Source organism: Paenibacillus sp. MAH-35 (genome assembly GCF_058135425.1).
Genome location: NZ_JBYUPU010000049.1, coordinates 1 through 24,903 on the forward strand (window position 1 = coordinate 1; position 24,903 = coordinate 24,903).

Consider the following 24,903-nt stretch of genomic DNA (forward strand, 5'->3'; position numbering starts at 1 on the left):
GCCTTCGCTACCTCCGCACCCATCCTCACGGACTGAGCACTATGCGTCAGCTACTACTTCCGCCGCCACGCGGTGTAGAGGAGACTTTCACTCCTTAGTCGAAGCGCTGCCAAGCGCACAAAAAGCCTCCGCTCCCACTACAAAGTGGATATAGAGGCTTTCGTTCCGGTATGGATGCCTGGCCTGTCTAATTGCGTGCTGCCCTCCCCTTATCCCGCTTGCGACTCTGAAGGGTCCAATTGAAAAATATATTTCTGAATCGCCTTCGCCACTCCGTTGCGCTCGTTCGTATCCGTCACCCCGTCAGCGGCCCGCTTCAACGCTTCGTCCGCATTGCCCATCGCGATCCCGAGTCCCGCCGCGCGGATCAGCTCCATATCGTTATGCTGATCGCCGACCGCCATCACCTGGTCCATCGTAATTCCGAGCAGCCCGCACACTTTTTTTACGCCGGACGCCTTGCTGACGCCCCGTACCGATATTTCCATATTGGTATCCGCCGACCGGGTAACCTCCAGATGCCCCCAGCTTCGCACCTCTTCCCGCAGCGGTTCGATGACGTCAATCTCCTGATGATGGATGCCGAACTTCATCCAATCCCGGTCGAACATCTCGTCGTTCCAATGCTTGCTGCCGGTCAAGCTTTCGACGCTGTAGCCCCAGTAGCGCGCCCCCGACACAACCGCCAATTCGTGAAGCTTGCGGATATCTTCCCTGCTGAGAAACGTCCGTTCATGCAGCCGCCCCGGCCCTTCCCATATCTCCGCACCATTCAGCAGAACCATCGGAGACAACAAGCCAAGCTCGTCCCAGAACGCTCCGGCCGTCTGCATCCCGCGCCCGGTAGCGAGCATGACCGTGACCCCCGCTTCTCCAGCAAGCCTGATCCAGTGGGCCGCCTCCTCCGTTATCGTTTTATTGTCGGTTAACAACGTGCCGTCCATATCCAATGCCAGCAACCGGTATGCGGTCATGATATCCCTCTTTCCCTGTAAGATTTGCGAATGCAGTGACGCAAATGCGGGGCTCCGCCCGGGAGCCCCAACCTCGCATTATCTCGCCTTCACTTCTTCAATGTGTTTGTTCGCTTTCTCATTCGCCGTACGGAGCGCGGAGTTGATATCCACACCGCCAAAGATCATGCTTTCCGTAGCCTCGCGCAAAAACTTGTAGTTTTCGCTATCATACTCCGAGGCGATTGGCGCTTCGGCCGGTCTCACCGAGAATACACCCGATAAGTTTTTGTTTTTGAAAATGTTCGTCGTTGAAGCATACTGTGTGCGCAGCTCCGGCTTGTTCAGGATCGTCAAATTCCGGTCTTTGTTCATCACCTCCTGCGACTCTTCGCCGATCATCGTCAAAATGACGCGGTAGGCGGCTTCTTTGTTTTTGGCCGTCGGCGGCACCATCAGCGACTGGAACTCAATCTCTCTGCCCACGCCGGGCTTATCCGAGAATACCGGGTGTCCGGCGACGTCCCAATCGAACGTTTGCCCTCCTTCTTCCGCCGTCTTCAACCGGCTTGTAATCGCTGCCAACCAGGACGGGAACATGGCCAGCTTCTGATCCTTGATCAAATAATCGACACCGTACGTATATTTGTTCTTATCGCCGATCATCCCCGGTATCTCATAGACCGATTTCATAAGTCCGAACATCTTCTTGTAGCCGTCCGAATCGAAAGCCGCCTTGCCCTGCTTGTCGACCGTTCCGAGCGAATAGCCGCGGGCAAGCGTCCGGTCGGTCCCGAGATCGAGTCCGATAAACTGTGTTTCGCCGTCTTTGCGGGTCAGCCTTTTGCCCAGGTCGATCGCCTCTTCCCAGGTCATGCCGTCTTTCGGGAACGGAACCCCGAACTTGTTAAAAATCTCTTTGTTGTACAGCAGCACCCCGTAATTTAACGTATACGGAATCCCGTACAATTCGCCGTTTTTGCCATAACTTTTCACAGCATTGACGGCTTGGGGCTCGAACTGGCCGAGATCCACTTTGTATGTTTTGACGAATGCATTCAAATCGCTGGCAACCCCGAGAGGCAGCAGTCCGTTCATATAAAAATGCGTCGTAGCGATCAGATCGGGAACTTCGCCGGCTGCAATCATATCGTTCAGCGTAATTCCTTTAATCAGCTCGATCTTGATGTTCGGATGCTTCTGGTTGACGGTGCTGAACAATGCGTTCAGATCGTTCTCGTTGTTGATCGCCGCGTAGTGGGAGTATAGCTTGACGGTAACCGGCTCCGTGATGTTTAACTCGGGAACGGTCTGCGGAGCGCCCGGCTCCGTCGTTCCGGCGGACGGAGTGCCGCCACTGCCAGACTGGCTGCAGCCCGACAAAGCGATGGAAACGGCGAGCAGCATGGTGCCGTACGTTGCAATCTTTTTATGAGACAGCATCGGAATCACCCTTATTTGATTAATATATTTGATTTAGTAATGTGCCGAAAAAGAGGAACGCGCAGCTCCGCCTCATTAAGGGAGGCGCAGGAAGACGACACGTACCGGCATCCTCTCCCCCGTTCGCTACAGAGACAGCTGCTCCAGCGGCACCTCGAAAAAGTCGTTCATGACCAATCCGGCCGCCGATATCGATTCATTCGGGGTCTCCGGCAGGCATATGATTTCGACCCCTTTGCACGTATCCGGGACGGAGCTTGCGATCCGTTCTTTGACGGCATCGATCAGCGTGTCCTTGAACGCATCTACAAGAGCGCCGGTTACGAGCACATGCTCGGGATTCAGCATCGTTATCATGTTGCTCAGCGCCAGGCCGATACCGTCGATCATCGAACCGAATCGCGCTATCGCCTCCGGTTCCTGCTCCAGCACACGGGTCCGGAAATCGTCCAGCTTCCAGCCGGACCGCCGCAAGCTGCTGATCGAAGCGATCGTCGTCAGACAGCCTTTGCCGCCGCAGTGACATTTTACGGCCTGTTCGCCGACAACGACTTTGTAATGTCCGAATTCCCCGGCCACATGATTCGCGCCGGAGCATAGCTGGTTATTGGCTACGATCGCTCCGCCGATCCCGTAATCCAGCTTCAGCGTCATATTATTCTGGGATGCGGCCAGCCTGCCGTTCAGGTTCTCCACAAGCGCGAGCAAATTAACGTCGTTATCGAGCAGCACCGGCAGTCCGTACTTCTCCTCCAGCCGGTCTCTAAGCGGGAAATCGCGGTAGCCGAGCCCCGGCGAGTAAAGCACAATCCCTTGCTTGGAGTCGACAAGCCCTTGAATGCTGCAGCCGATTCCTTGCAGCCGGCTTTGGTCCGGCACGTGTTGCAGCAGTTCGTCCACAACTTGAATGATATACGATAGCGGATAACCTTCCCGGTCGATCTTCTCCCGTTTGACTTCAAAAATCCGTTTGTTCTGAAAATCCATCAGCGAGCCGCGGATATACTGGACCGCCACCTCGATCCCGATCGCGTACATGCTGCTTCCGTCGACGATGAGCGGGACCGGCTTGCGGCCGACGCTGCTTGTGGTCGGAGTCATCTCCAGCACGATCCGATCCTGCAGCAGCCGGTTCACGATATTCGTAATCGTTTGTTGGGTCAGTCCCGTTTTCTCCGCCAGCTCCACCCGGGAGATCGGGCCGTCTGTGAAGATAAGGCGCAGAACCTTTTGCTGATTAATCGATTTCAACAATTTATTGCTTGTCGGTTTGTTAGCTTGCATAGTTTCCTCCGGTTCGGTACTTCTTCCTTTCGTATTATAAATTAAATGATTTGAATAGGAAAGGAACATCCCCAGCTATGGATGGTTCGGAAAACCCGGAGGGTCCGGTCCTGTACTCTTTTACAGTGTATACGTTCATCTGCTGCTGTCATGCATAAATACCCAGTTGCCGTGCTTCTTCGCGATGTGCCTTTTTGTGTTCAGCGCGGCAGGTCGGAGGGTCATCTTCACCTTTTCCGATATCGCGCGGTCGAAACCAAAATACCAAACGCCCCCTTTTAATTAATAAATCAATTTGTTTTATTAACTACTTACAATCTCTATTATAAGGATCATTTGTTAAAGCACAATCCCGAATTTGTCATCGCAGTGTAAAATTTTTTCGCGGCATGTCTATCCTATCAAGTTCATAATCTCGATTCCCGGCAAGTATAGCTCGACTCTCCCACGTCCCCTTTCTTTACCGAACGGATACGGGTAGAATAGAAAGATGAACAGCTATTCGACTGAAACGGGAAGGGCCGAACGAACGATGTAAGGAAGAACGACCAGAGGGGGACCGATGATGAGGTTCGTCACGGAAACGAGGTTTAAACAGCTGGAAGAGATCATTCAGTCCATTCCCGACCAGTATGAACGAAGTTATGCGCTTCACCTGATCAAGTCGATCCAATCCGATATCGACGACAATTATGCGGAAATTCAGAGACCGATTCGCCTGGAACGCACTTCCAGAAGATCGGACAATTCGTAACCGCCCTGTCAAGCTAACCGGCTCCATCATCGATCGTCGTCGCGGTTCCGGGCTCCCCGGTGCTAGTTCAATTCGAAGGAGCCCGTCGAAGCATGTGCCGCTGCTCAGGCGCCGCCTGCGTATACGAAGGTTTCGGTCCGGAGGATGCGTCAATTGTCCGCGCTGCCGGGCTTCCTTTGTTCGAGCTTTTCCTTGTACAGCTTCAACGTCCGGGTGCTTCCGCCCCGCTTGGGCGAGACGGGCGGAAACCGGTCGAGTTCGAATACCGCTGCAATACCTTCTTCACTTCCCCGTAATACGCCGCCAACCGCTTTCGCTTCGAAATAAAAGTTAAGCATCGGCCCCGGATACGATTCGTTTCTCGCAAATTCCCAGCCTAACAATTGGGTGATCGCCACGTGCAGTCCGGTCTCCTCATAGGCTTCCCGTACAGCCGCTTCCTCCGGCGACTCGCCGTACTCTCCGTGACCGCCCGGCAGCGCACCCGGAAATGAAGCCGGGGCGTCCGGCGGCAATAACCCGACAATCCCATGATCCGTTGTTATCAGGACCACAACCCCCATCGCATTCGACGGATAATGCGTCCAGCGGCATGACGGACAGCTCACCCGCTCAATCCCGTCGTCGCCTATCACGGCCCGGATCAGCTTCGTGCGGCACATTGGACAATATTGATAACGCAGCCGGGGTAATACCAGTTCGGGATAATCCATCGGAATACCTCCTACTGTTTGTGGAGAAGCGGATATGTCTACGCTGAGTTTTATAAGTTATGGGACAATTTATGTCCCTATAGGTCATTTAACGACCCATATACAAATCTTAACACCTGTATACCCATAAATCAATTCAAATTATGTCATCTCCTCTTCTTCAAAAGCGGTTACTTTTCCGTAGCAGAGGGGCTGTTCCCTTAGTCCTTTCGCAATTTAGTGCCCGCCCGAAACGGCTTTTCCACGACTAAAAAGGACCCCGGCCTCCGTTTTGCAACGGAATTTGAGGTCCTTTTGTTTGAAAGTCGGGACGTTTCCCTGTCATCCGACACTTTGGGGATAGCATGATACGTGTGCCTGTTCGAATCTCTACGCGCCTGAACGACACATGGAGCCTTCTCTAGCCGATGTGCGAGCCGAAGCCCGGCTCCGCTGCCTGCTCCATAAAGCTAAGCTGCGCTCCTAACGAACGGAAGCTGCCGATGACATCGGCGTATCCGCGCTCCAGATGCTCGACGCCCGTAATACGCGTCGTTCCTTCCGCAGCGAGTCCGGCGAGCAGCAGGCACGCCCCTGCGCGCACATCGGTCGCATGCACCCAGTTGCCTTGAAGCGGCCGGCCGCCGCGAATCGTTGCAGTTTCTTTGCGTTGTTCGATATCGGCGCCCATCCGCCTCAGCTGCGGAATATGATTGAACCGGTCCGGGAAGACGGATTCGGTCACTACGCTTTTCCCTTTGGCCATGACGAGCAGCGCGGTCATCGGCTGCTGCAGGTCGGTGGCGAATCCCGGGTACATCGACGCCCGTATGCGCGCAGGCTTGATCGTGTCGGCTCCGTAAGCGGTTATACGGCTGTCCGTCGTCTCGATCGTCAGCCCGATCTCCTTCAGCTTGGCAATGCAGGACCCCAAGTGCTCGGGAATGACCTGATCCACCGTCACCTGTCCACCTGTGATTCCCGCCGACATCAGGAACGTACCGGCAATGAGCCGGTCCGGGATGACTGTGTGGTACCCGCCGTTCAGATACGGGACGCCATCGATCCGGATACGGCCTGTGCCGGCTCCGACGATTTTTGCGCCCAGCTGGGACAGAAATGCAGCCGTGTCGACAACCTCCGGGTCAACAGCCGCATGGTACAGATGCGTCCGGCCCTTCGCCCGGACAGCGGCCAGCATCGCGTTGATCGTAGCGCCGCATGTGATCGTATCGAAATAAATATCCGCGCCGTGCAGCTCGGCGGCTTCCACCCGGTAGCCCTCCTCCTGGAAGACGACCTTGGCTCCCATCGCTTGAAACACCTTGATATGCTGATCGATCGGACGCGATCCGAAATTGTCGCCACCCGGATAACCGATCGTAACTTGTCCGAATTTGGCCAGCAGGGCACCGGCAAAGTAATATGAAGCTCTGTACGAGGAAGCTCTCCCCGGATCGATCACGGCGCTGTGAATATACCGGGGATCCAGCTCGATCCGCCCGTCTCCGTGCCGGGTCAGCTTCAGCCCGATCTCCTTGCCGATCTGCTTGATGACCTTCACGTCCTCATTGTAGGGGACGCCTTCCAGCGTGACAATATCGTCCGCCAGACAAGATGCCGCAAGCAAGGCAAGCGAGCTGTTTTTGGAGCCCGGTACTTGAATAACGCCTTGAAGTTTGCCGGCAGGCTCGATCTGTATATATCGCATTCCCGCTCCACCCTCTTCTCATATGTCCTATGTCGATTGGTTGTCCATAATATATCCGCTCCCGCGTACCGCACGGATCGGAAACGTGTCTCTCCCGTACTTTTTACGAATCCGGTATATAAGGGCGTTCAGCTCGTCCATCGTAACGTCGGGGCTTCCGTCGGGACCGGGGTTGCGATCCGGCCATACGGTCTGCTTGATGACGGGGATGGTTACGAGACGCCCCGAATGATCCTGCAGCAGCTGCAGGAACAAATATTCCTTCTCCGACATCGCCATCCGTTTACCGTCGATGACGCATTCCCGCTTCTCCCAATCTACAACGGGCTGAACCGACGGAAGGTCTCCCGGCTCGGCCAGACGGATCGGCTCCATCTCCAGCGTCTGATCGCCGAATGAATACGAGAATTGAATGACGGTTAACCCTTTGGCCAGCTTGATCATATCCCCTGTCTCCAAAGGATAAGGCGTGTGGGCAACCGCTCTGACTCCGTTTATCTCGGTGCCATGACGGCTTCCCGAGTCGTACAATACCGCTTTCTGCCGTTCCTTGCGAATAACAAAATGGTTGCGGGAAATAAACGTGTTCGTAAATGCAACGTCCGGGGAATTGGCAGCCGAAGCTCTTCCGACCACGGTTTCTTCCGCCGTCAAGTTCAAGCATGTCCCGGGCTGAAAGGGCTCCCCTCTAACAATATATAAACAAGCGAACGTCTCCAAGTTGCGATTCCCTCCGATTCTGCTATCATCCTCATCTTATCCCATTTTGGCCTGATTAAAAATCGGGAATCACTGACGGCTCCCTGATAAATCAATAATAAGCCAAATCGTATACCATAGGCTTATACGCTTCAAGCGGTAATTTGTTTTACGGCCCCCTGTTTTGCCTCGTAATAGGGCTTTTGGTTCGGAGCTGACTGCCTTCCCGTCACCGGACAGGCTGCACGACGATAGGAAAAACCGCCCGGTGAAAGCGAAAGCCGGACGGTCCATTATTGGTGTTCTATTTCCGGTCATTTCGACAAGCGAAAACGGATAGAGGTGGTTTGTACCCCTTATTTCAACCAACTGATGGGGGGATGCCCGTTTCGAGGATTTTAGCAGTCTCAAACCGCTCTTATTTCTCCATCCAAGCGGGTTTTAAATAAAATAACGGGTACAAACCGCTCTTAATCGAAAATCGGTTGCTTCCCCGCTTGACCGGACAGCAAAACCAACCGGCCCCCGCGAGGAGCATCCTTGCGTCACCCGCTGACTCTGGCTGGACAAGGAAGTAGCCTTCTTCTCCGCTTTACCCCGGTGAAGAACTTACACCTTCGGGTCTTTCACAAAAAAACAGCTTTGCGGAGCCGTTATTCACGACTTCACCGCAAAGCTGTCCGGGACCGGCGCTTAGCCGGCTGCTGGAGCTTCCAGCGCTTCCTTCGGAACCGTAATTTCTTTTACGCCGTTGTAGTTGGCGTACGTGCCGTCGATCGCTTGAATCATGCGCATCTTCTGGCCTTGAACGTCCATGTCGAAATCCATGTTCACTTTCATGTTTTTCGGATAGTACGTCTTTTTGTCGATCGTAAACGAATACTCCATCTTCGTAATCTTCATGCCGGAAGCCGCCTGCTTCACCACTTCTTGCATCGCCGGATCGCTGCCCATGTTGTTTTGAATCTCTTTTTGGATAAAATCGTTGAATTTATCTCCGTTTGCTGACAAAACGACCGTGTACGTATCGCCGCTTTCCGTCATTGTGAAGTCATTGGCGAATTCTTTCAGCTTCTCGAACTGCTTGGCCGGATCGAGCTGCTCGCTGGACATCGCGCCCATTACCGCGTCCATTTGCTCCTTAGGCATCTTCATCCATTGTCCGGTTGTCGATTCCTTCATGAAGACGCCGTCTTTGGTCATATAAATCTCCATCTTCATGTCTTGGCCCATCATGTTCATCGACATCGTTTGTTTAAACGACATTTGCGGCTTCATGACGACATCCATATCGATTTTGGACTGGATGTCCATTTTGTTAGCGCCCTGCTCGATATTTTGCTTGGCGTTCATGTTTACCGTATAGCTGTCCAACTTGGCCGTTACTTCCATCGACTTCATAAAAATTTCCGAAGCGGAACTCGCTTTTGGCGTTTCCGCCGGTTTTGGAGTCTCGCCCGTCTTCGCCGGCGAAGACGCTTCCGTACCGTTCGGTGCCGCAGGCGTCTGGCCGGCAGGCTCGGCGGGTTTTTGGCCGCATGCGGCCAAAGCGGCTACGCAAAGTACCAGCAGTACAGAGGTTGCCGTTTTTTTCAGTTTTGTCTGTTTTTTCATATTTTTATCTCCTCCCTATCCGTTGAGGATTTTACCACACGGTTTCTTCCAAACATAGGGAGCTTAGGACCTATTCCCGATAAAAAATTCGTCACACTCCGACAAATTCCCCGTTCGCCTGGCGCGGAAAACGCCGCTCAAGCCTTACGGCTCAAGCGGCGTCCGGTTCTCCTTCCGCGTTGCGATAAAGGGGTCAGCCGCCCAGCAGACCGATCATTTCCTGGACCGCCTGTTGAATCTTCGAACGGATCTCCTGCGGCAATACGGTTAACAGCGGCGGTTTGTTCAGATGATCCTGGAGCCGCTCGAGACGCGCTATCGCTTGTTCGGTATTATCCCGATTCCAGTGATGCAGCATCTGCCGAACCGTATTCGAGACGATCTGAGAGGCCGGAGGAGTGAGTCCCCACGATTCGATCATCGCATCGATCCGTGCCGAGAGCGACACGATCCGCACCTGATGACGTCCCGCCGTCAACGCCAGCTCGACCGTCCCCGCCAGCTCGTTGACCGTGTAACTGCCTTGGCCCAGCAATTGACCGTCCACATAAATTAGAGCGTCGGCCGGCGCATGGATGCTGATGTTTTGCGCGGCGGCGGTGTCTACGATCCCTTCGGTCTCCAGCGTCTCGCTGCTCGTATCGAACGAGGCGCTGAACGCCGAGCTGCCCGCTAACAGGACGCTGCCGCCGGAGAGCAACGAGCTTCCCCGTGTCATCTTAAATCCGACGATATCGTCATTGCTGTCATAACTGACGACTGCTTGCTCGGCATCGCCGGTCACAGCGCCGACGGTGAATCCGGAAGTTCCGGTGCGGAACACGACGAGATCGCGCACGCCGCTTCCGTCCTCGCGGTCGACACTCGCTCCGACCCCGTTCGTGCCGGTAACCATCGCCGCGCTAACCTCCAGCTGCTCCAGCTCGGGAGAATTGGCAGGCAGCAGCGTAACCGCGTCAAGGCCGATAAAGTAGTTGCCCGACAACGCATTTTTACCGGTTACTTCGTACCGGATCGTATGCGTTCCGGCCGTCAGTTGAAGGTTGCCTTGATCGGCCGTAACCGGCCCCGTCACATCGGGAGCATAACCGTCGAACGCTCCGCCGGCCGGCTGTCCGTCGACGTACGTTTGGACGATGCCGTACAAGGGCGATTGTAAAAATCGGCTCTTCAGCGAATAGGTGCCGTCTTCCGGAACGTTGACGGTGACAGTCATGTAGTCGCCCGCCCCGGCTCCGCGATAGAAAATAACGGTGCTGCCCGACGCTTGAACGAGCTTCGCTTCACGGCCGGAGCTGTCTGTGAGCGGCAGCAGGTTGGACTCGTCGAACAGACCTTGCGGCTGGTACGGACGGGCCTTCAGCACGGTCAGGAACCGGTGATCGGCGGTGGCCGCGCCGCTGCCTACTTTCGTATAGTAGCCGTACGATTCCGCCCCCGGATGCTGGGTGACCGTGATCGGCAATGTCGTATCGGCCAAAAACTTGGCGGCCAGCTCGGCTCCGCCGCTGCGCACATACAATCCGTTGCCTTGCGTCGTCTGGCCGGCTTGCACCTCCTGGCCGTTTACCTCGAAATGGTTCAGCGCTCCGCTGAACAGCACCCAGTCGTATACATGAGGGGCGTCCGCCTCCAGTTCGTCGAGCATCACGAACGTATCCGGCTTCAAGTAGACGACGTGGCGGTCGAACCGGTCGAGCTTGGGATTGCCGTACGCGCCGGCTGCGGACCCTTTGATGTAATCATAGGTGGGAGCGAGAAGCCCTTCCGTCAAGGAACCTCTGCCCCGGACCGTCTGCCCTTGGCCGTCCACCTGAATGGTGCTGTGCCCGAGCCGGACGGTCAGATCGTTTGCCGGACCGGCTACGTAGTCTTGATACCCGGCGTCGCCGGCGATCCATGTCCGGTTTGTCGCAATCTGGAAGCTGTTCTGGTCGAAATGGTTGTGACCGAGATTCGAATTGTTGCCGACCATCCCGAACAGCATATCGTCGGCTTCCCAGCCGCTTCGAAGCAGTGCCCAGCCGATCTCGTCCAGAACGGCGGATGCCGGCCATTCGTCGGGAGAAGTGATCACGGCGTTCGGGCGGAAGTACAGGAAGCCGTCGTTGCCGCTGGCAGCCGCGCCCGTTTCCTGCAAATACCATCCGGCCTGACCGTTGTTCAGCCAGGCGTTGATGACGTTCATCGTCAAGCCGAAATAGTTTGCCGCGCCGGAATCCGAGAAGTTCGCAAGTCCGCCGCCGCCCGGAGCCAGGGCATACACGATCCAGCGGACGAGGAAATCGTTGATGAACGGATGATCGGCCAGCTCTTGAACGCCGGTGACGCGGTTAATATGATCGAACGCCTTAATCATGTTGTCCATCGCATAGCTCGTATACAGCAAGCCTTCCTGCTGGCCGGAAGTCATCCGCTCGTCCAGATACCATTGGTAATAATTCATCGCTCTCGTCAAGTAGGCGTTTGCGTTCGGGCTGTGCCCGAGCAGCACCGCCGCCCCGCTGCCCAGCGCCGCCGCGCGGAGCGACTGGATATTATGGTCCAGCTTGTTTCTGGCGTCTTTGTAAAGCGGGATCAGACCTTTATTCTCCAGCGCCGTCATAACCTGCGTGCGCTCCGCCTCGGTGAATACGTCGTACAAAATATCGAACGCCATGCTGACCCCGAATGTCAGGTGAGACGTATCGAGGCAAGTTTCCCCTCCGCACGGGTAGGTCGGGTCGGTCCAGCTGTTCCAGCCGGCGAGCGACAGCACGTATGATTTGGCCTTGTCCGCATAAGCCGTATTGCCGGACACCGCATAAGCGAGGCTAAGTGTCTCCAGCCGCTCTTGAATCGAGCGGGTCATCATCGTCCAATACGGATACGGCGATGTGAATCCCGGCGGATTCTCGATCGGTCCCGGCTGTACCGGCGGCAGCGGGAATGTCACGACTTTGCCGGCATAATACGTTCTGGAGAAGCTCGTTTCGGTCAAATAAGCGTCTGCTGTGCTTTTGATCGAATCCCAGAGCTGCTTGCCGGTTCTGCCGAAAGGGGCGTGGACCGTATCCTGGGCTCTTGACTGCAAGGAAGGAAGATCCGCGGGGGTGAAGTACAATCTCGGATGGCTTGCGTTCAGAAGCGGAAATTCCCTTACCGGCTCGGGAGGGGCCAACCGGAACATGGCGTCGTCGAAATAAGCCGTGCCCTGGTTGCCTACATGCTGATACATCAGCAGCGTAGCATAGGTCGCGCCTGCGGGGGCTTCGCTTTGAATTTCGAGTTTTTCCCAGGAGCCGATCGCGGAATTGGTAATGATTTTCGTAACAATCCGCACGTTCGAGCTGTTCCAGAACTCCAGATACATCTGCGAGACCCCGGATTCGTTATACGAATACACGGACGCTTCATACAGCTTGTCCGCAATTACAGGCATGCTACTGCTTCTCAGACCGGGACCCGACGTCGTGCTCAGATCCTCCATCTTCAAGCTGTACACGCCGCTGTGAACCGTAGTTGAATCGGAGCTATACACCGATGACGGGCTGAGGCTTGTCCAACCGACCGGTTTGCCTCCCGCCACTTCTTCAAATCCGCCGTTATAAGGCATGACTAGCGGCACCTCCTGAAGGGAAGCATCGTCAAAATAAGCAACCCCTACGTTCGACTGATGCTGGTAGAGCAGCACGTTGGCGCCCACCGCTCCTGCGGGGGCTTCGGCAACAATCTCAACGGCGTTCCATTGCGCGCCTGCCGGAACGGTGGCGATCTTCACGTCGATCCGCTGATTGGCCGCGTTCCAAAACTCCAGATACAGCTGGGAAGTTCCCGATTCATTTCGCCCGTAGACGGAAGCTTTATACAGGTTGCCGGGGACGGCGGGGATGGAGCTGCTGCGAATGCCGTTCCCTCCCTGGGGCGAGTTGTCCGTCAGTTTCACGCTGAAATTGCCTCCGTGAACGGGCTGATACACAGACTCGTAGACGGCTCCCGAGCCGAAGCCGATCCATCCGGCCGGTTTGCCGTTTGCAATTTCTTCGAAGCCGCCGTTAGCGATCGTCTCTGTCTCGGCCTCCGTGCCGGCAGGCGAATCGGCCCACACGGCCGCAGGCAGCAGAGCTGCCAATAAGCTGACGATAGCCGCAAGCGCGATCATTTTTTGCCGTAAGCGAACGGTCATCATAACGCTCCTCTCCGATCCATGGATTGTTCGGACTGACATGAAGTGTTTTCGCGAAACCAATCAGATTGCCGGCAGCAAATTCCCTGTACGATATCGGTTCTTGCCATGCGTTCCGAGCCATTCGGCGATAGCGGTCTGGATTCCTCCGTCTCTGTACAAGTACAAGGACGGATACGGCAGCAGGAGTTGCCCCTCCCGGCGACCAGACACCTAATATCTGCACAGCGTAACCTAGCTCCTCCGATTGCCGCCGCTGTTCGTACACGTCCGCTTGCCAGGCTGCATGCGGCTCCCCAAGTTGTATACGGTTCTGTATCCCTCTCCTTTCCCCGGACTTATTGACAGTGGCGGATGTAATATGCAGACACGGAAATTACCTGTATATAGCCGCCGTTGTATCCGCTTACATATTGAATTATACAAAATCTCCCTCATCCATTTCTAGCCAAATCGGTCATTTTTTTAAGCCACATTTTGCAATCGGTCCAAATCGCTCCTTGGTTTGGGATCGCAAAACGTTCTGTTCACTAAAAAAAACGTCCAGGTCCCGGAAAGGTCCCGGACGGTCCTTTTGCGTGCAAACCCATACGTCTATGAGTGGAAGGGAACCGGGGCCTTCGCTCCAGCCGGTCGTTGATGAGGTTGTGCGGGAACAATGCGACTCCGTAGGAAACCCGTATACCCTTTCTTGCGAACCGCCGCATTGGGCTTCGCTGAGACGAATTACATACGGGCTAACTCACCACATAAGAGTCTCTGGTACCTCCTATTTTCGGCATCTTGGGAGGAATGAGACAAATAGAGGCGGTTCGTACCCCTTATTTCCGCCCTTTGAAGGGGACTGCGCCCTTTTCGTGGATATTAGCAGCTTCAAACCGCTCTAATTCCGCGCCCGAGCCGGTTCTCGGACCAAATAAAGGCTGCAAATCGCTCCTATTCGGTCCCACCCCAGCTAGTAGCAGGACATAGGGCCGAACGGCCACGATAATGGACGGCCCCGGCTACGTGCGTTTCCTTGGCGATATCGATTCCGATGACCAGGTGATTCGTTGCCTCGCGGCCGCGCACGACATGGACTAGTCGCGCATAGCCGCAAGACGCTTGTAATGATCTTCAATGACGAGGCATGCCATCGCTTCGACGACGGGAACGATTCGCGGACAGATACACGGATCGTGCCGGCCCTCCGTAACGATCGTCTGCTCCTCGCCGGTGATCCGTACGGTCCGCTGAGGAACCGATATCGAGGAGGTCGGCTTGACCGCGACGCGGAAGACGATCTCCTGACCGGTGCTGATCCCGCCGACGATGCCGCCGGAATGGTTGCTCAGGAAGCCGCTGGCGTCCATCGGGTCGTTATGCTCACTGCCGAGCATACCCGCTGCGGCGAATCCGGCGCCGAACTCGATTCCTTTGATCGCGCCGATCGACAGCATCGCCTTCGCCAGCTCCGCATCCAGCTTATCGAATACCGGCTCGCCCAAGCCGGGAACGACTCCGCGAATCCGGCACTCCACGATGCCGCCGCAGCTGTCTCCCTTCAAGGCGAGCGCTTCGATCTTGCGGATCATCTCGGCCGCCGCTTCGGGGTCGCACGCCCGCACCGCATTACGCTCGATCTCGCTCTCCACGAACGATTCGCAGCGGATGCCGCCGATTTCTTTCGTATACGCGACAAGGCTCACACCCCGGTTCGCGAGCAGCTTGCGGGCCACCGCACCGGCCGCGACCCGTCCGGCGGTCTCCCGTCCGGAAGCCCTTCCGCTCCCCCGGTGATCGCGGATTCCGTATTTTTGCCAATACGTAAAGTCCGCATGACCGGGACGAAACGAGTATTGGATATCGTCGTATGCTTCCGGACGCATATCTGTGTTATGAAGGATGACGAAGATCGGGGTGCCGGTCGTTTTCCCTTCGAACACGCCCGACAGAATATGCACCACATCGTACTCTTTTCTGGGAGAGGTTACGGACGATTGTCCCGGCTTTCTCCGATCCATCTGAGTCTGGATGTCCGACTCGCTTAATTCGACGCCCGGCGTCGCTCCGTCGATAATGACGCCAACCGCTTCCCCGTGGGATTCCCCGAACGTAGTGATCCGTAACGTTTCTCCAAACGTACTGCCTGCCATATGACCGCCTCCTGCTAATCGATGCTGGTATAGCTCGATTTTAGCGGGGAACATGAAATAAATGAAATCGGAATGCCGCACCTCTGCCATAGAAAACATCTATATCACTTACGGCTTCTCCTCCCTATGTTCCGGCTCCTTTTTCCAAGGAGGATCGGCCATCCGGTGCAGCCAGCGGTTCACGGCGTAGACGACCCACGGAATAACCATAGACAGAAGCGCGTAAATCAGAACACTCAGCGAAGGAATCCGATCGCTCCAAAACTCCATCTCTCGCCCCTTCCTTATTACTCCGATTTCAAAATCGAACCGACCACATGCAGCTTCACTTTCGCATGGACCCGGATCGGGCATTTCGAGAAAATCTGCTCGCCTTGCTCCCAGTTTTCTTTCAGCGCCCGCCATACTTGGTAATGTTCCTGATACAAATGCTCGCTTAGCCCGAAAATGTCCGTCTTGTACACCTTCTGCACTTTGCGCGTAACGTCCGTCGTTAAATCGATCAGCTTCTGCTCCGCTTTTTTCTCCGTCTCCGCCATAATGTCCGGATCGATCAGCGACTGGCCGAGGTGAGACTCGCTTATATTGCCTTCGACAGTAACGTGCACATCGAAAGCCGGACGGCGCGGATCTGCAACGCTTGCCTTGATCGTTCTTCTCATTTGCTTGACCTCGAACACAACCACTTGGTCCTTCACTATAAGCTCCAGAGCCCCTGCCTTTAGCGTACCTGTCAATATGTTGCGGCCCGTCGCCTCGTCCTCGTTCAGAAATCCTTTCAGCAGATGCGTATGCCCGTCGAAGATCGCTGCGCCGCTTGTAACGACTTTGTTATCCAAGGACCGGACCTTGGGCAGCGCGAAGCTGGTGTTTTGCAGCAGAAACGCATGCACCTGGCCGATATTGGTAGGCGGGGTGATCGATTCACTTTTCTCGGGGTTTTGCGCCGTCATATCGATATATTGCACCGGCAGCGTCTCGATGAGCGGGTTGCTTTCCAGCAATTGCCGCGCTTCCCCCTCGGCGATCATCACTTTGGCCGCCCGTCTCGTCTCCGGGTCCCGCGTGAACAGATCGATCACCTCGCCCAGATGTCCTTTGCGAGCCAGCTTCTCGGAGATGATAATGACCCGGTTGTGCTCGAGATACGGAGGACGGCTGAACTCGTTGGACATGATCCGGGCCGCCTTAAATACGCTGTTCGCTTCCGACGTGATGTTGATAAACGGCTTGCCGCCGCCCTCCTTGGCGTCCGTCCCTTTCCCCTTCATCGCGCTCGGGATGGCAAACTGAAACGTCAACGCTACCTTATGATCCTTCGCATCGTCCAGAGCCGTGCCTACGACAAAACCCCGCTGCTCGATCTCGACCCGGTCCCAGCAGCCCTGCATCATCAGCATCGAGCCGATCGCAAGCACAACGACAAGCACCCGGTTAAGCATCTCCTCTCACCCCCCGAAGCTTGGCCGTCAGCAGCATCATCACCGGTACGATCCAGGCAATCCCGATCCCCATATAGCTCACCCACGTGGAGAACAGCCGCACCTCGACGATGTTTTTCGGCTGCATCGCGATCAGGAACAGCAGAGGGGCCATCCCGATGATGAACGTCATCCGGCTCGTCTTGCGAAAAATCTGCCGCAGCGCAAGCAGCGTTATGTCGAGCGCCATAGCGGCCGTCGAATACAGCGACATGACCCATACCGCAAAAAAAAGCGACTCGAACCGTTCGAAAAATCCGCCCGGCACTTCAATCTGCTTGGCCATCTCCGCCAGCGGATACATCGTATTGGCGACAACGACCGAACCGAACACGCCGATCACAAACACAAGGACCAGCTCGTACATGACAAGCGGCACCAGCAAGCCGATCAATACCGATTTTACGGTTTTTTGCGGCTTGTTAATGAAGACGTTATAAAACAGCAAAATCTCAAAGCCGAGAAACGAGATCGACGTTTCTTTTGCCGCTAAGGCAATCTCGGACCAAGGGGTAACGAACGCCGGCTTCAGCAGACGAATATTGAAGTCCCCCAGGCTCATGATAAGCACCGCCAGCACAATGAACACGATGACCGGTAAATAGAGCAGATTCAGCCGCAGCAGCGACACGCTCGGACCGGCCACTCCGTACAGCAGCACGAGCAAAAAAAAGAAACAGATCGCTTCCACGGGCGTCGTGTCGAATAAATACAGCTTGGATATGCTGGATACGCCCCGCACCTCGATGCTGACAAACAAAAACATATACAAGGCAAACAATAGCGTGACAATCGAAGCGACAGCCGGATTCGTAAGCTTGGCTGTTATCTCGTAATAGTTCATCTTCGGAAACCGCATGACCAGCTTGGCGATAGCCCACGCGCAGCCAAGGGCGATCAGCCCGCCGAGCAGGATGGACATCCATCCGTCCGAGGAGGTCGTCGCCGCCACGATGGTGCTGGGCAGCGTCAGAATACCGAGCCCGATTACCATGTTGCTGATCGCGTACGCGACTTCCTTTTGTCCGATTTCTTTATCTCCGTATTCGAAGTTTTTCATCGTTTCCCACCGTTTGGATCGACGCGGTCCTCGTCCCGGGTCTGCATAAACCGGGGTCTTCTCGTCAACACCGTAATCGGCGCCCGGATAAATAAATCCTGCCAGTCACCTCGCAGCGAAGGGGCGAACGGTGCCGAATAAGGAACTCCGAAGCTGTACAGTCTCAACAGATGGATCGTGATCATAATAAACATCAGAACGATTCCGTACAGACCTAATATGGCAGAGGCGATCATCGTGGCGAACCGCAGCATCCGGAAGGCGATCCCCGCACTGTAGGAAGGTATCGTAAACGATGAAATGGCGGTAACGGCGACCACGATTACCATGATCGGACTGACGACTCCGGCCTGCACGGCGGCTTCGCCGATAACGAGCCCGCCGACGATACCGATCGTCTGGCCGATCGGCTTCGGCAGACGGATTCCCGCTTCCCGAAGCAGCTCCAGCGTTGCTTCCATCAGTATCGCCTCGATGACGGCCGGAAACGGCACGCCTTCCCGGGACGCGGCGATCGATGAAGCCAGCTTAAACGGGATCATCCCTTGATGAAACGAGATCAATGCGATATAAATCGCCGGAAGAAACAACGAGATTAAAATGGCCGCATAACGGAGCAAACGGATTAACGAGCCGATCATCCACCGTTCGTAATAATCTTCCGGTGATTGGACGAGCGAGATAAACGTCGTCGGCAGGACCAGCGCGAACGGAGTCCCGTCCAGCAGAATTGCCGCTTTTCCTTGGAACAACGCGGCTACGACCTTATCCGGCCGTTCGGTATGCAGGATTTGCGGGAATGGCGACAGAAAGCTGTCTTCGATCCACTGCTCGACCGTACCGGATTCGGGCGCCATGTCGATCCCGATCGAGTCCAGTCTGAGCTTCACTTCGTTTACGATATCCGGATGAATGATCCCGTTGATATACATCACGGACAGCGTTTGTTTGGACCGTTGCCCGACGGCGTACGTCTCGAAGCTCAACTGCGGATCGGTGATCATTCGCCGGATCAGCGATACGTTGGTCTGGATATTTTCCGTAAATCCGACTCTCGGCCCGCGGACTAACGCTTCCGTTTGAGGCTCTTCGACGCTGCGCTCCGGGCCGCTTCGGCTGCTTATCACAAGAGCTTGTCCGGTTCCTTCGGCGATCAGCACCGTATCACCCGTAAGCAGAAAGGGTACGATTTCCGCCAAGCAGCGCTCACGGCGAATAATTTGCACAGCGAGCAGCTTGTTCTCAAGCTCATCCAGCAGCGCATTGTCGTCCCGAAGCGGCATCCATTCTTCGCTGGACAGCCTGCTCTGCTGGATGGGCCGGATAATATGATCGTGAATGAGACCGGTATCCGAAAGGCCGGATAGGCAAATTACCGCGAAGCTGGCAGGACCGTCTCCGCTCTTGATCACTTTCACGAACAGATCGCTTGGCTCGTTCAGCAGGCTGCGGATCAAAGCCAAATTATCGGAAAGGTTCGTCGACAGGACAGCAGACTGGGCTTTATCGTTCATTTGTCCTCCTATTCTGTGTGCCGGCATCTCCCCTTATCTATTACCAAAAGCGTTGAACGTAAACCTGCTCCGCCCGCTCCGGAGGCCGTCGCCGTCTGTCCTTAGACGCCAAAAAGGCCGATCCCCCAAGGGTTCGGCCCAGATTCAATTTTTATCAATTCCTTTCACGTTCCATGTGACCTATACGAGTTCCGGAGGCGGGAGAATAGCTTGCTTTCTCTCTTTCTCTCAGACAAGCTCTCCGGCTTTTTCGTCCCCGCCTCTTCCCGACGCCCGGGATTCGCGCCACGCAAACAACGCTATCAGAACAAACGACAGTCCCCCGTATACAAGCACCATCCGCTGCAAGCCGATCGTATCCAGGAGCAGACCGGTGCTCAGCAGAATGACCTGGAACATGACACGATCCAGCATTGCCCGGAACGAGAAAAAGCGGCCATGATACGGCTTCGGCATTTGCTTTTGAAAGATCGTCGACGCCACCGGAAAAAAGCAGCCGGCCGCCAGGCCGAATAAAGCGAACGATACGAGCGACCATACCGGGGAATCGGCAAAATACAGCAAACATTGGGCAACGGCTACAACAGCGGCGAACAGAAACAACCGGTTCAAAGGTTTGCCCCGGTCCGCCACCTTTTTGACGAGAAAACCGGCGAGTATGAAGCTGACTCCTTCCGCCGCATATAGCAGCCCTTTGATCTGCGCGCTTTGCTGAAGCTCGCTTATATTGATGACCATCAAATTAAACGCCCCGATGAACAGCGTCGGCACGACCGACAGCAGCAATACGGCGACGATCACCGGCTGCCGGCGCAATACCGGCATAAGCGATTTGAAGCCTCCATTACCGGCGGCTTCCGAACTGGTTTCGGCTGGCGGGACCGATGACGCTGCTTCCCGGTTTGTCCGAGCCTGCTGCTTCCCGTTCTCCGGCACGTTGAGAAACCAGGTGGTCAGCAGAAGCGCAGCGTAAGCGACGAACGAAACGATATACAGCCCCTGGAGACTCATCAGCGTCAGCATAATCCCTGCCAGCGTAGTGCCCAGAATCCGGGCCATCGTTCCCGCATTCATATGAACGCCGTTCAGGGCGAGCAGATCTTTCTCCCGGACGATCAGCGGAATGACCGACTGGAGCGCGGGAAAATAAAACGCAGCCGATATTTGCAGCGTCACGGCAAAAAGCACCATCCACCACACCGAGTCGAAATACAGGGCGATGAACATAAAACCAACCGCCACGAGCCGGCCCGCCCCCGATAAGAGCAGCACCGTTTTTTTCGGATTCGTATCGATGATCCGGCCGGCGAGCGGTGCGAACAGTACGCCGGCGAGCAAACCGGAAAATAAAATTAACGATTTCAGGAAATCGGACGGTACTTTTTGCTGCATAAACTCCAGATTGGCGATAATGGACATCCAGAGCCCTAACCCGGCGATAAATTCACCGACGAGGACGATCCAAACGTTGCGATTTCTCCACATGATGTTGTTACTCCTCAATGATATATAAAATAATAGACTATCTTGGGATTTTAATAGACTTCGGCCTAAAAAGAAAGCCCAACCTCGTATTCGGGGATGGCCGCGAGCCGAATCGATCATACGTTCGACTAAAAACCGGAAACATTGTACACTATTCTAGTATCGCACCTCTGCCGCTCGAATGGCGGCAACGATTCATTCAAAGGATGATGGCGGTTATGAGTTTGTCGCTTCATAATAAAATTGTGGAATCCATGTGCGGCCGGATGGCCTACCATAAAGGAAAAGCCGACTTTCAGTCGGGGAAAGTGTCCGTTGTTCGGTACCAGCCCGGGCAATTGTTCGAAGCGGCCGTAACGGACAAAGGGCGGAGCGAAGTATCCGTCAGGCTGGACGATCCGTCCGGAACGATTGCGGCAAGCTGCTCCTGCCCAACGCTCGGCTCTTACAGCAAACATTGCAAACATATCGCGGCCGCGCTGCTGTGCCTGATCGAGATCCAGCGCAGCGACCGGCCCGAGTCCGCTGCGGATGCCGGCGGCTTGCAGCCGCAAGTGCAGGACCCGCCTGCCGGCACGCCCCGCGAGGAGGCCCGGCTGGTCGAAAGCATGCTCGGGCTGTTCCGCAAACAGCCGGCACGATCCGCCGGCAGCGGGCTGCTGCACGATCCGAGAGACCCGCTCCACGTCCAGTTTATATGTACGCTGCTTCCCTACGGCTACCGGAAACAGCTTTTCGGCATCCAGATGAAAGTGGGGCTGGAACGGCTTTATATCGTTCAGAGAATCAGGGAATTTCTCGAACAGCTCGATAAGGGGAAATCGTATCCGTTCGCTAAACTGTTCACGTACGATCCGGAGTTCCACCGGTTCAAAAATGAAGACGAGTCGATCATCCGGCAATTAACCGATATTGCCGAGAACGAGCAACTGTATCGGGATTCGAACGTATTCCCCGTCCGCAGCAAGCACCAGACAGACCGGACCCTGCTCCTCCCTCCGCTCTCCTGGGACAGTCTGCTGCCGCTCCTGACCCGTGCGGAGACGTCCGTGCTTGTTGAACATCCCGGCGGTTCCGTCCATCCGCTGCAGCTGTCCGATGAGCCGGTGCCGCTGCACTTTGACTTCCGGCAGACCGGAAACGGGAATCACGCCTACGAGCTGGAAGTAACGGGCTTGGACGACGTGACCGTACTGGAATCCTACGGGGTTGTTCTTACAAACGGCAAGCTGCTGCAGCTGCCGTCCGAATCATGCAGCCGGTTATCGGAGCTTAAGCAGATGTTCGGCGACGCCGGCAGACGGCAGCTTCCGCTGTCTCCGGTTCAGCTGGAATCGATGATGGACAGAGCCGTACCCGGATTAATGAAGCTCGGCCGCGTTCAGATTGCGGAAGCCGTGTCCGAGAAGTTCATAAAGACGCCGCTGAGAGCGAGCTTGTACCTGGATCGGGTGAAGGAGAAGATGCTGGCCGCCCTGGAATTCCATTACGGGGACATTACGATCAACCCGCTGGAGCCTTGGTCGGCCAAACGAAGCTCCGACCGGATTCTGGTGCGGGACGGCGAGTTGGAGCGGCAAATCCTCGAGCTGATGGAGCAGTCGTCCTTCGTCCGGACGGAAAGCGGCTACCGGATGGACGACGAGGACGGCGAGTACGATTTCCTGGTTCATACCGTGCCCCGGCTTGAAAAGCTGGTTAAAGTGTATGCCACCTCCAACGTGAAGGAACGGATCTATCCGGTTCATGTTCCGCCCAAGATTACAGTGGATGTCAATGACAAAGTCGACTGGTTAGAGGCGCGGTTCGATATTGAAACGATTCCCGAAGCGGAAATCCGTAAAGTGCTCCAGTCGCTGGAGGAGAAACGCCGGTATCACAAAATGCCGGATGGGGCTTTGCTGCCGCTTGAATCCGAGGAATTTCAGGAAATCGTGCGCTGCATGAACGAGCTCGGCGTCCGGATGGGAGAGGCGGACGGTACGACCTTCCGGCTGCCGGTCGTTCGCGGTCTCCAGTTTATGGACACCGACCGGCAGAGCCACGCGGTTCGTCTGGGCAAAACGCTCCGGCGCCTTCTTACACACATGCGCAATCCGGACCATCTGGACTTCCCGGTGCCGGACAACCTCGCCCCCGTGCTGCGGGATTACCAGCAATACGGGTATCAGTGGCTGAGGACGCTGGCCCATTACCGTTTCGGCGGCATATTGGCCGACGAGATGGGGCTAGGCAAGACGGTTCAGGCGATCGCCTTCCTCGTCTCGATGCTGCCCGAGATCCGGGCTCAGGAGCTGCCGGCGATCATCGTCTCCCCCGCTTCGCTGGTGTACAACTGGCAAAACGAGCTGCACAAGTTCGCGCCGGACATCCGGGCGGCGATCGCCGACGGCAGCAAAGTGGAGCGGAACAAGTTTTGGAAAAACGCAGCAGGATTGGATGTGATTATTACCTCCTACCCGCTGCTGCGCAGAGATATCGAGGCGAATATGATGCGGTCGTTTCATACGCTGATTTTGGACGAAGCCCAGTTTTTCAAAAACCACGCGACCCAGACGGCGCATGCGGTCAAACAGCTGCAAGCCCCCTACCGGTTCGCACTGACCGGAACGCCTGTCGAGAACCGGCTGGAGGAGCTGTGGACGTTGTACGATGTCGTATTTCCGGGCTTGTTCCCGGGAAGAAAGGCGTTCAACGAGCTTTCCCGCAGCACGGTAGCCAAGAAGATCCGCCCCTTCCTGCTCCGCCGGCTGAAGAGCGACGTATTAACGGAGCTTCCGGAAAAAATCGAAACGCTGCATACGTCGGAACTGCTGCCCGAGCAGAAAAAGCTGTATGCCGCTTATTTGGCGAAACTCCAGAAGGAAGCTTTGAAGCATCTGAGCGAAGCCAGTTTTCACAAAAACCGGATCAAAATATTGGCCGGCTTGACACGGCTTCGCCAGCTGTGCTGCCACCCTGCCCTGTTCGTGGAAAACTACAACGGCTCTTCGGCCAAATTCGAGCAGCTGCTGGACATTGTGGAGGAATGCCAAAGCGCGGGCAAACGGGTCCTGCTGTTCTCCCAGTTTACGGAGATGCTCGGACTGATCGGGCGGGAGATTGGGGCGCGGGGGATTCCGTTCTTTTATCTCGACGGCTCGACTCCGCCTGCCGAGCGCGTCGAGCTGTGCGGCCGCTTCAACGAAGGAGAACGCGATCTGTTCCTCATCTCGCTGAAGGCCGGCGGCACCGGGCTGAATCTGACCGGAGCGGACACCGTCGTTCTGTATGATCTGTGGTGGAACCCCGCCGTGGAACAGCAGGCAGCCGACCGCGCCCACCGGATCGGGCAGAAAAAAGTGGTGCAGATCATCCGGCTGCTCGCCCAAGGCACCGTGGAAGAAAAAATGTACGACCTCCAGCAAAAAAAGCTGCATCTGATCGAGGATGTAATCCGGCCGGGACAGGAATCGTTGTCGTCGTTTACAGAGGCGGACATCCGGGAGCTGCTTTTGCTTGGGTAAAACAAACCGTCCGGTACAAGTGAAGTCCGGACGGTTTTTTGATGTGCAAACCCATACCTATGCGCATCGAAGGGAATGGGTACCTTCGCTCCAGCCGCTCGTTAAAGTCGTTGTTGTCTTCATGCGGCGGTATGGCTAACGAACCCAGCATTCGTTATCGGAACCGAATGCGTACGTTTGAATTCGTAACGAACTCTTGTATTGTTATTCCTCGCAAATCGGATCGTTTTTTTCCGCTTTCGGTTCGATAACGATACCCGGATTCGTTACGTCTGAAATAACATCGTTTTTCAGCCATAAGAACGATACGATTCGTTAATCATCGAACCTGAGTATACGTTCTCTAATGCCAAGTCAGGGGAACCCTCCCCTTCCCTTCCCTTACCAACTGGCGGGTTTTGCACCCT

16 protein-coding genes are annotated in these 24,903 nt (G+C 55.6%); 2 read left to right on the forward strand and 14 right to left on the reverse strand.

Annotation, left to right across the window (positions count from 1 at the left end; all coding sequences use genetic code 11):
* Positions 1-209 precede the first annotated feature (209 nt).
* The 3 genes from AC3Y2E_RS30345 to AC3Y2E_RS30355 all read right to left on the reverse strand — a co-directional run bounded on the left by AC3Y2E_RS30345 (position 210) and on the right by AC3Y2E_RS30355 (position 3,680).
* A complete protein-coding gene (locus AC3Y2E_RS30345) occupies positions 210-974 on the reverse strand; it encodes a Cof-type HAD-IIB family hydrolase (protein WP_379217052.1) in 765 nt (254 codons plus the stop codon).
* Positions 975-1,052: 78 nt separating this feature from the next.
* Complete coding sequence (locus AC3Y2E_RS30350; protein WP_379217053.1) at positions 1,053-2,396, reverse strand: ABC transporter substrate-binding protein; 1,344 nt, start codon at positions 2,394-2,396, stop codon at positions 1,053-1,055.
* Between the two features lie 126 nt (positions 2,397-2,522).
* On the reverse strand, positions 2,523-3,680 hold the full coding sequence (locus AC3Y2E_RS30355; RefSeq protein ID WP_379217054.1) for an ROK family protein: 1,158 nt from the start codon (positions 3,678-3,680) through the stop codon (positions 2,523-2,525).
* A 562-nt stretch (positions 3,681-4,242) separates the two neighbouring features.
* Between AC3Y2E_RS30355 and AC3Y2E_RS30360 the strand changes: the two genes are divergently transcribed.
* Entirely contained in the window at positions 4,243-4,434 is a 192-nt protein-coding gene (locus AC3Y2E_RS30360) for a hypothetical protein (protein ID WP_379217055.1), read from the forward strand.
* Between the two features lie 149 nt (positions 4,435-4,583).
* Here AC3Y2E_RS30360 and AC3Y2E_RS30365 read toward each other — a convergent pair whose 3' ends face one another.
* From AC3Y2E_RS30365 to AC3Y2E_RS30415, 11 genes are all read right to left on the reverse strand, one after another.
* Entirely contained in the window at positions 4,584-5,147 is a 564-nt protein-coding gene (locus AC3Y2E_RS30365) for an NUDIX hydrolase (RefSeq protein ID WP_379217056.1), read from the reverse strand.
* 400 nt (positions 5,148-5,547) lie between these two features.
* Positions 5,548-6,837 carry a UDP-N-acetylglucosamine 1-carboxyvinyltransferase gene (gene murA, locus AC3Y2E_RS30370; protein ID WP_379217057.1) on the reverse strand — a complete coding sequence of 430 codons (1,290 nt, stop codon included), beginning with the start codon at positions 6,835-6,837 and terminating at the stop codon, positions 5,548-5,550.
* Between the two features lie 27 nt (positions 6,838-6,864).
* Entirely contained in the window at positions 6,865-7,491 is a 627-nt protein-coding gene (locus AC3Y2E_RS30375; RefSeq protein WP_379217058.1) for an FHA domain-containing protein, read from the reverse strand.
* 738 nt (positions 7,492-8,229) lie between these two features.
* Positions 8,230-9,150 (reverse strand): DUF6612 family protein, encoded by a 921-nt coding sequence (locus tag AC3Y2E_RS30380; RefSeq protein WP_379217059.1) that lies wholly within the window; start codon positions 9,148-9,150, stop codon positions 8,230-8,232.
* 193 nt (positions 9,151-9,343) lie between these two features.
* A complete protein-coding gene (locus AC3Y2E_RS30385) occupies positions 9,344-13,318 on the reverse strand; it encodes an FIMAH domain-containing protein (protein WP_379217060.1) in 3,975 nt (1,324 codons plus the stop codon).
* Positions 13,319-14,394: 1,076 nt separating this feature from the next.
* On the reverse strand, positions 14,395-15,450 hold the full coding sequence (gene aroC / locus AC3Y2E_RS30390) for a chorismate synthase (RefSeq protein WP_379217061.1): 1,056 nt from the start codon (positions 15,448-15,450) through the stop codon (positions 14,395-14,397).
* A 108-nt stretch (positions 15,451-15,558) separates the two neighbouring features.
* The gene (locus AC3Y2E_RS30395) at positions 15,559-15,720 is read right to left on the reverse strand and encodes a hypothetical protein (RefSeq protein ID WP_379217062.1); all 162 of its coding nucleotides are present in this window, start codon (positions 15,718-15,720) and stop codon (positions 15,559-15,561) included.
* Positions 15,721-15,737: 17 nt separating this feature from the next.
* Complete coding sequence (locus AC3Y2E_RS30400) at positions 15,738-16,892, reverse strand: Ger(x)C family spore germination protein (RefSeq protein ID WP_379217063.1); 1,155 nt, start codon at positions 16,890-16,892, stop codon at positions 15,738-15,740.
* The gene (locus AC3Y2E_RS30405) at positions 16,885-17,991 is read right to left on the reverse strand and encodes a GerAB/ArcD/ProY family transporter (protein WP_379217064.1); all 1,107 of its coding nucleotides are present in this window, start codon (positions 17,989-17,991) and stop codon (positions 16,885-16,887) included. Before AC3Y2E_RS30405 ends, AC3Y2E_RS30400 begins: the two co-directional genes overlap by 8 nt.
* A complete protein-coding gene (locus tag AC3Y2E_RS30410) occupies positions 17,988-19,505 on the reverse strand; it encodes a spore germination protein (protein ID WP_379217065.1) in 1,518 nt (505 codons plus the stop codon). Before AC3Y2E_RS30410 ends, AC3Y2E_RS30405 begins: the two co-directional genes overlap by 4 nt.
* Positions 19,506-19,733: 228 nt before the next feature.
* The gene (locus AC3Y2E_RS30415; protein ID WP_379217066.1) at positions 19,734-20,990 is read right to left on the reverse strand and encodes an MFS transporter; all 1,257 of its coding nucleotides are present in this window, start codon (positions 20,988-20,990) and stop codon (positions 19,734-19,736) included.
* Between the two features lie 218 nt (positions 20,991-21,208).
* Between AC3Y2E_RS30415 and AC3Y2E_RS30420 the strand changes: the two genes are divergently transcribed.
* Positions 21,209-24,496: a DEAD/DEAH box helicase gene (locus AC3Y2E_RS30420; protein ID WP_379217067.1), complete on the forward strand. Its 3,288-nt coding sequence runs from the start codon at positions 21,209-21,211 to the stop codon at positions 24,494-24,496.
* Positions 24,497-24,903: the final 407 nt, after the last annotated feature.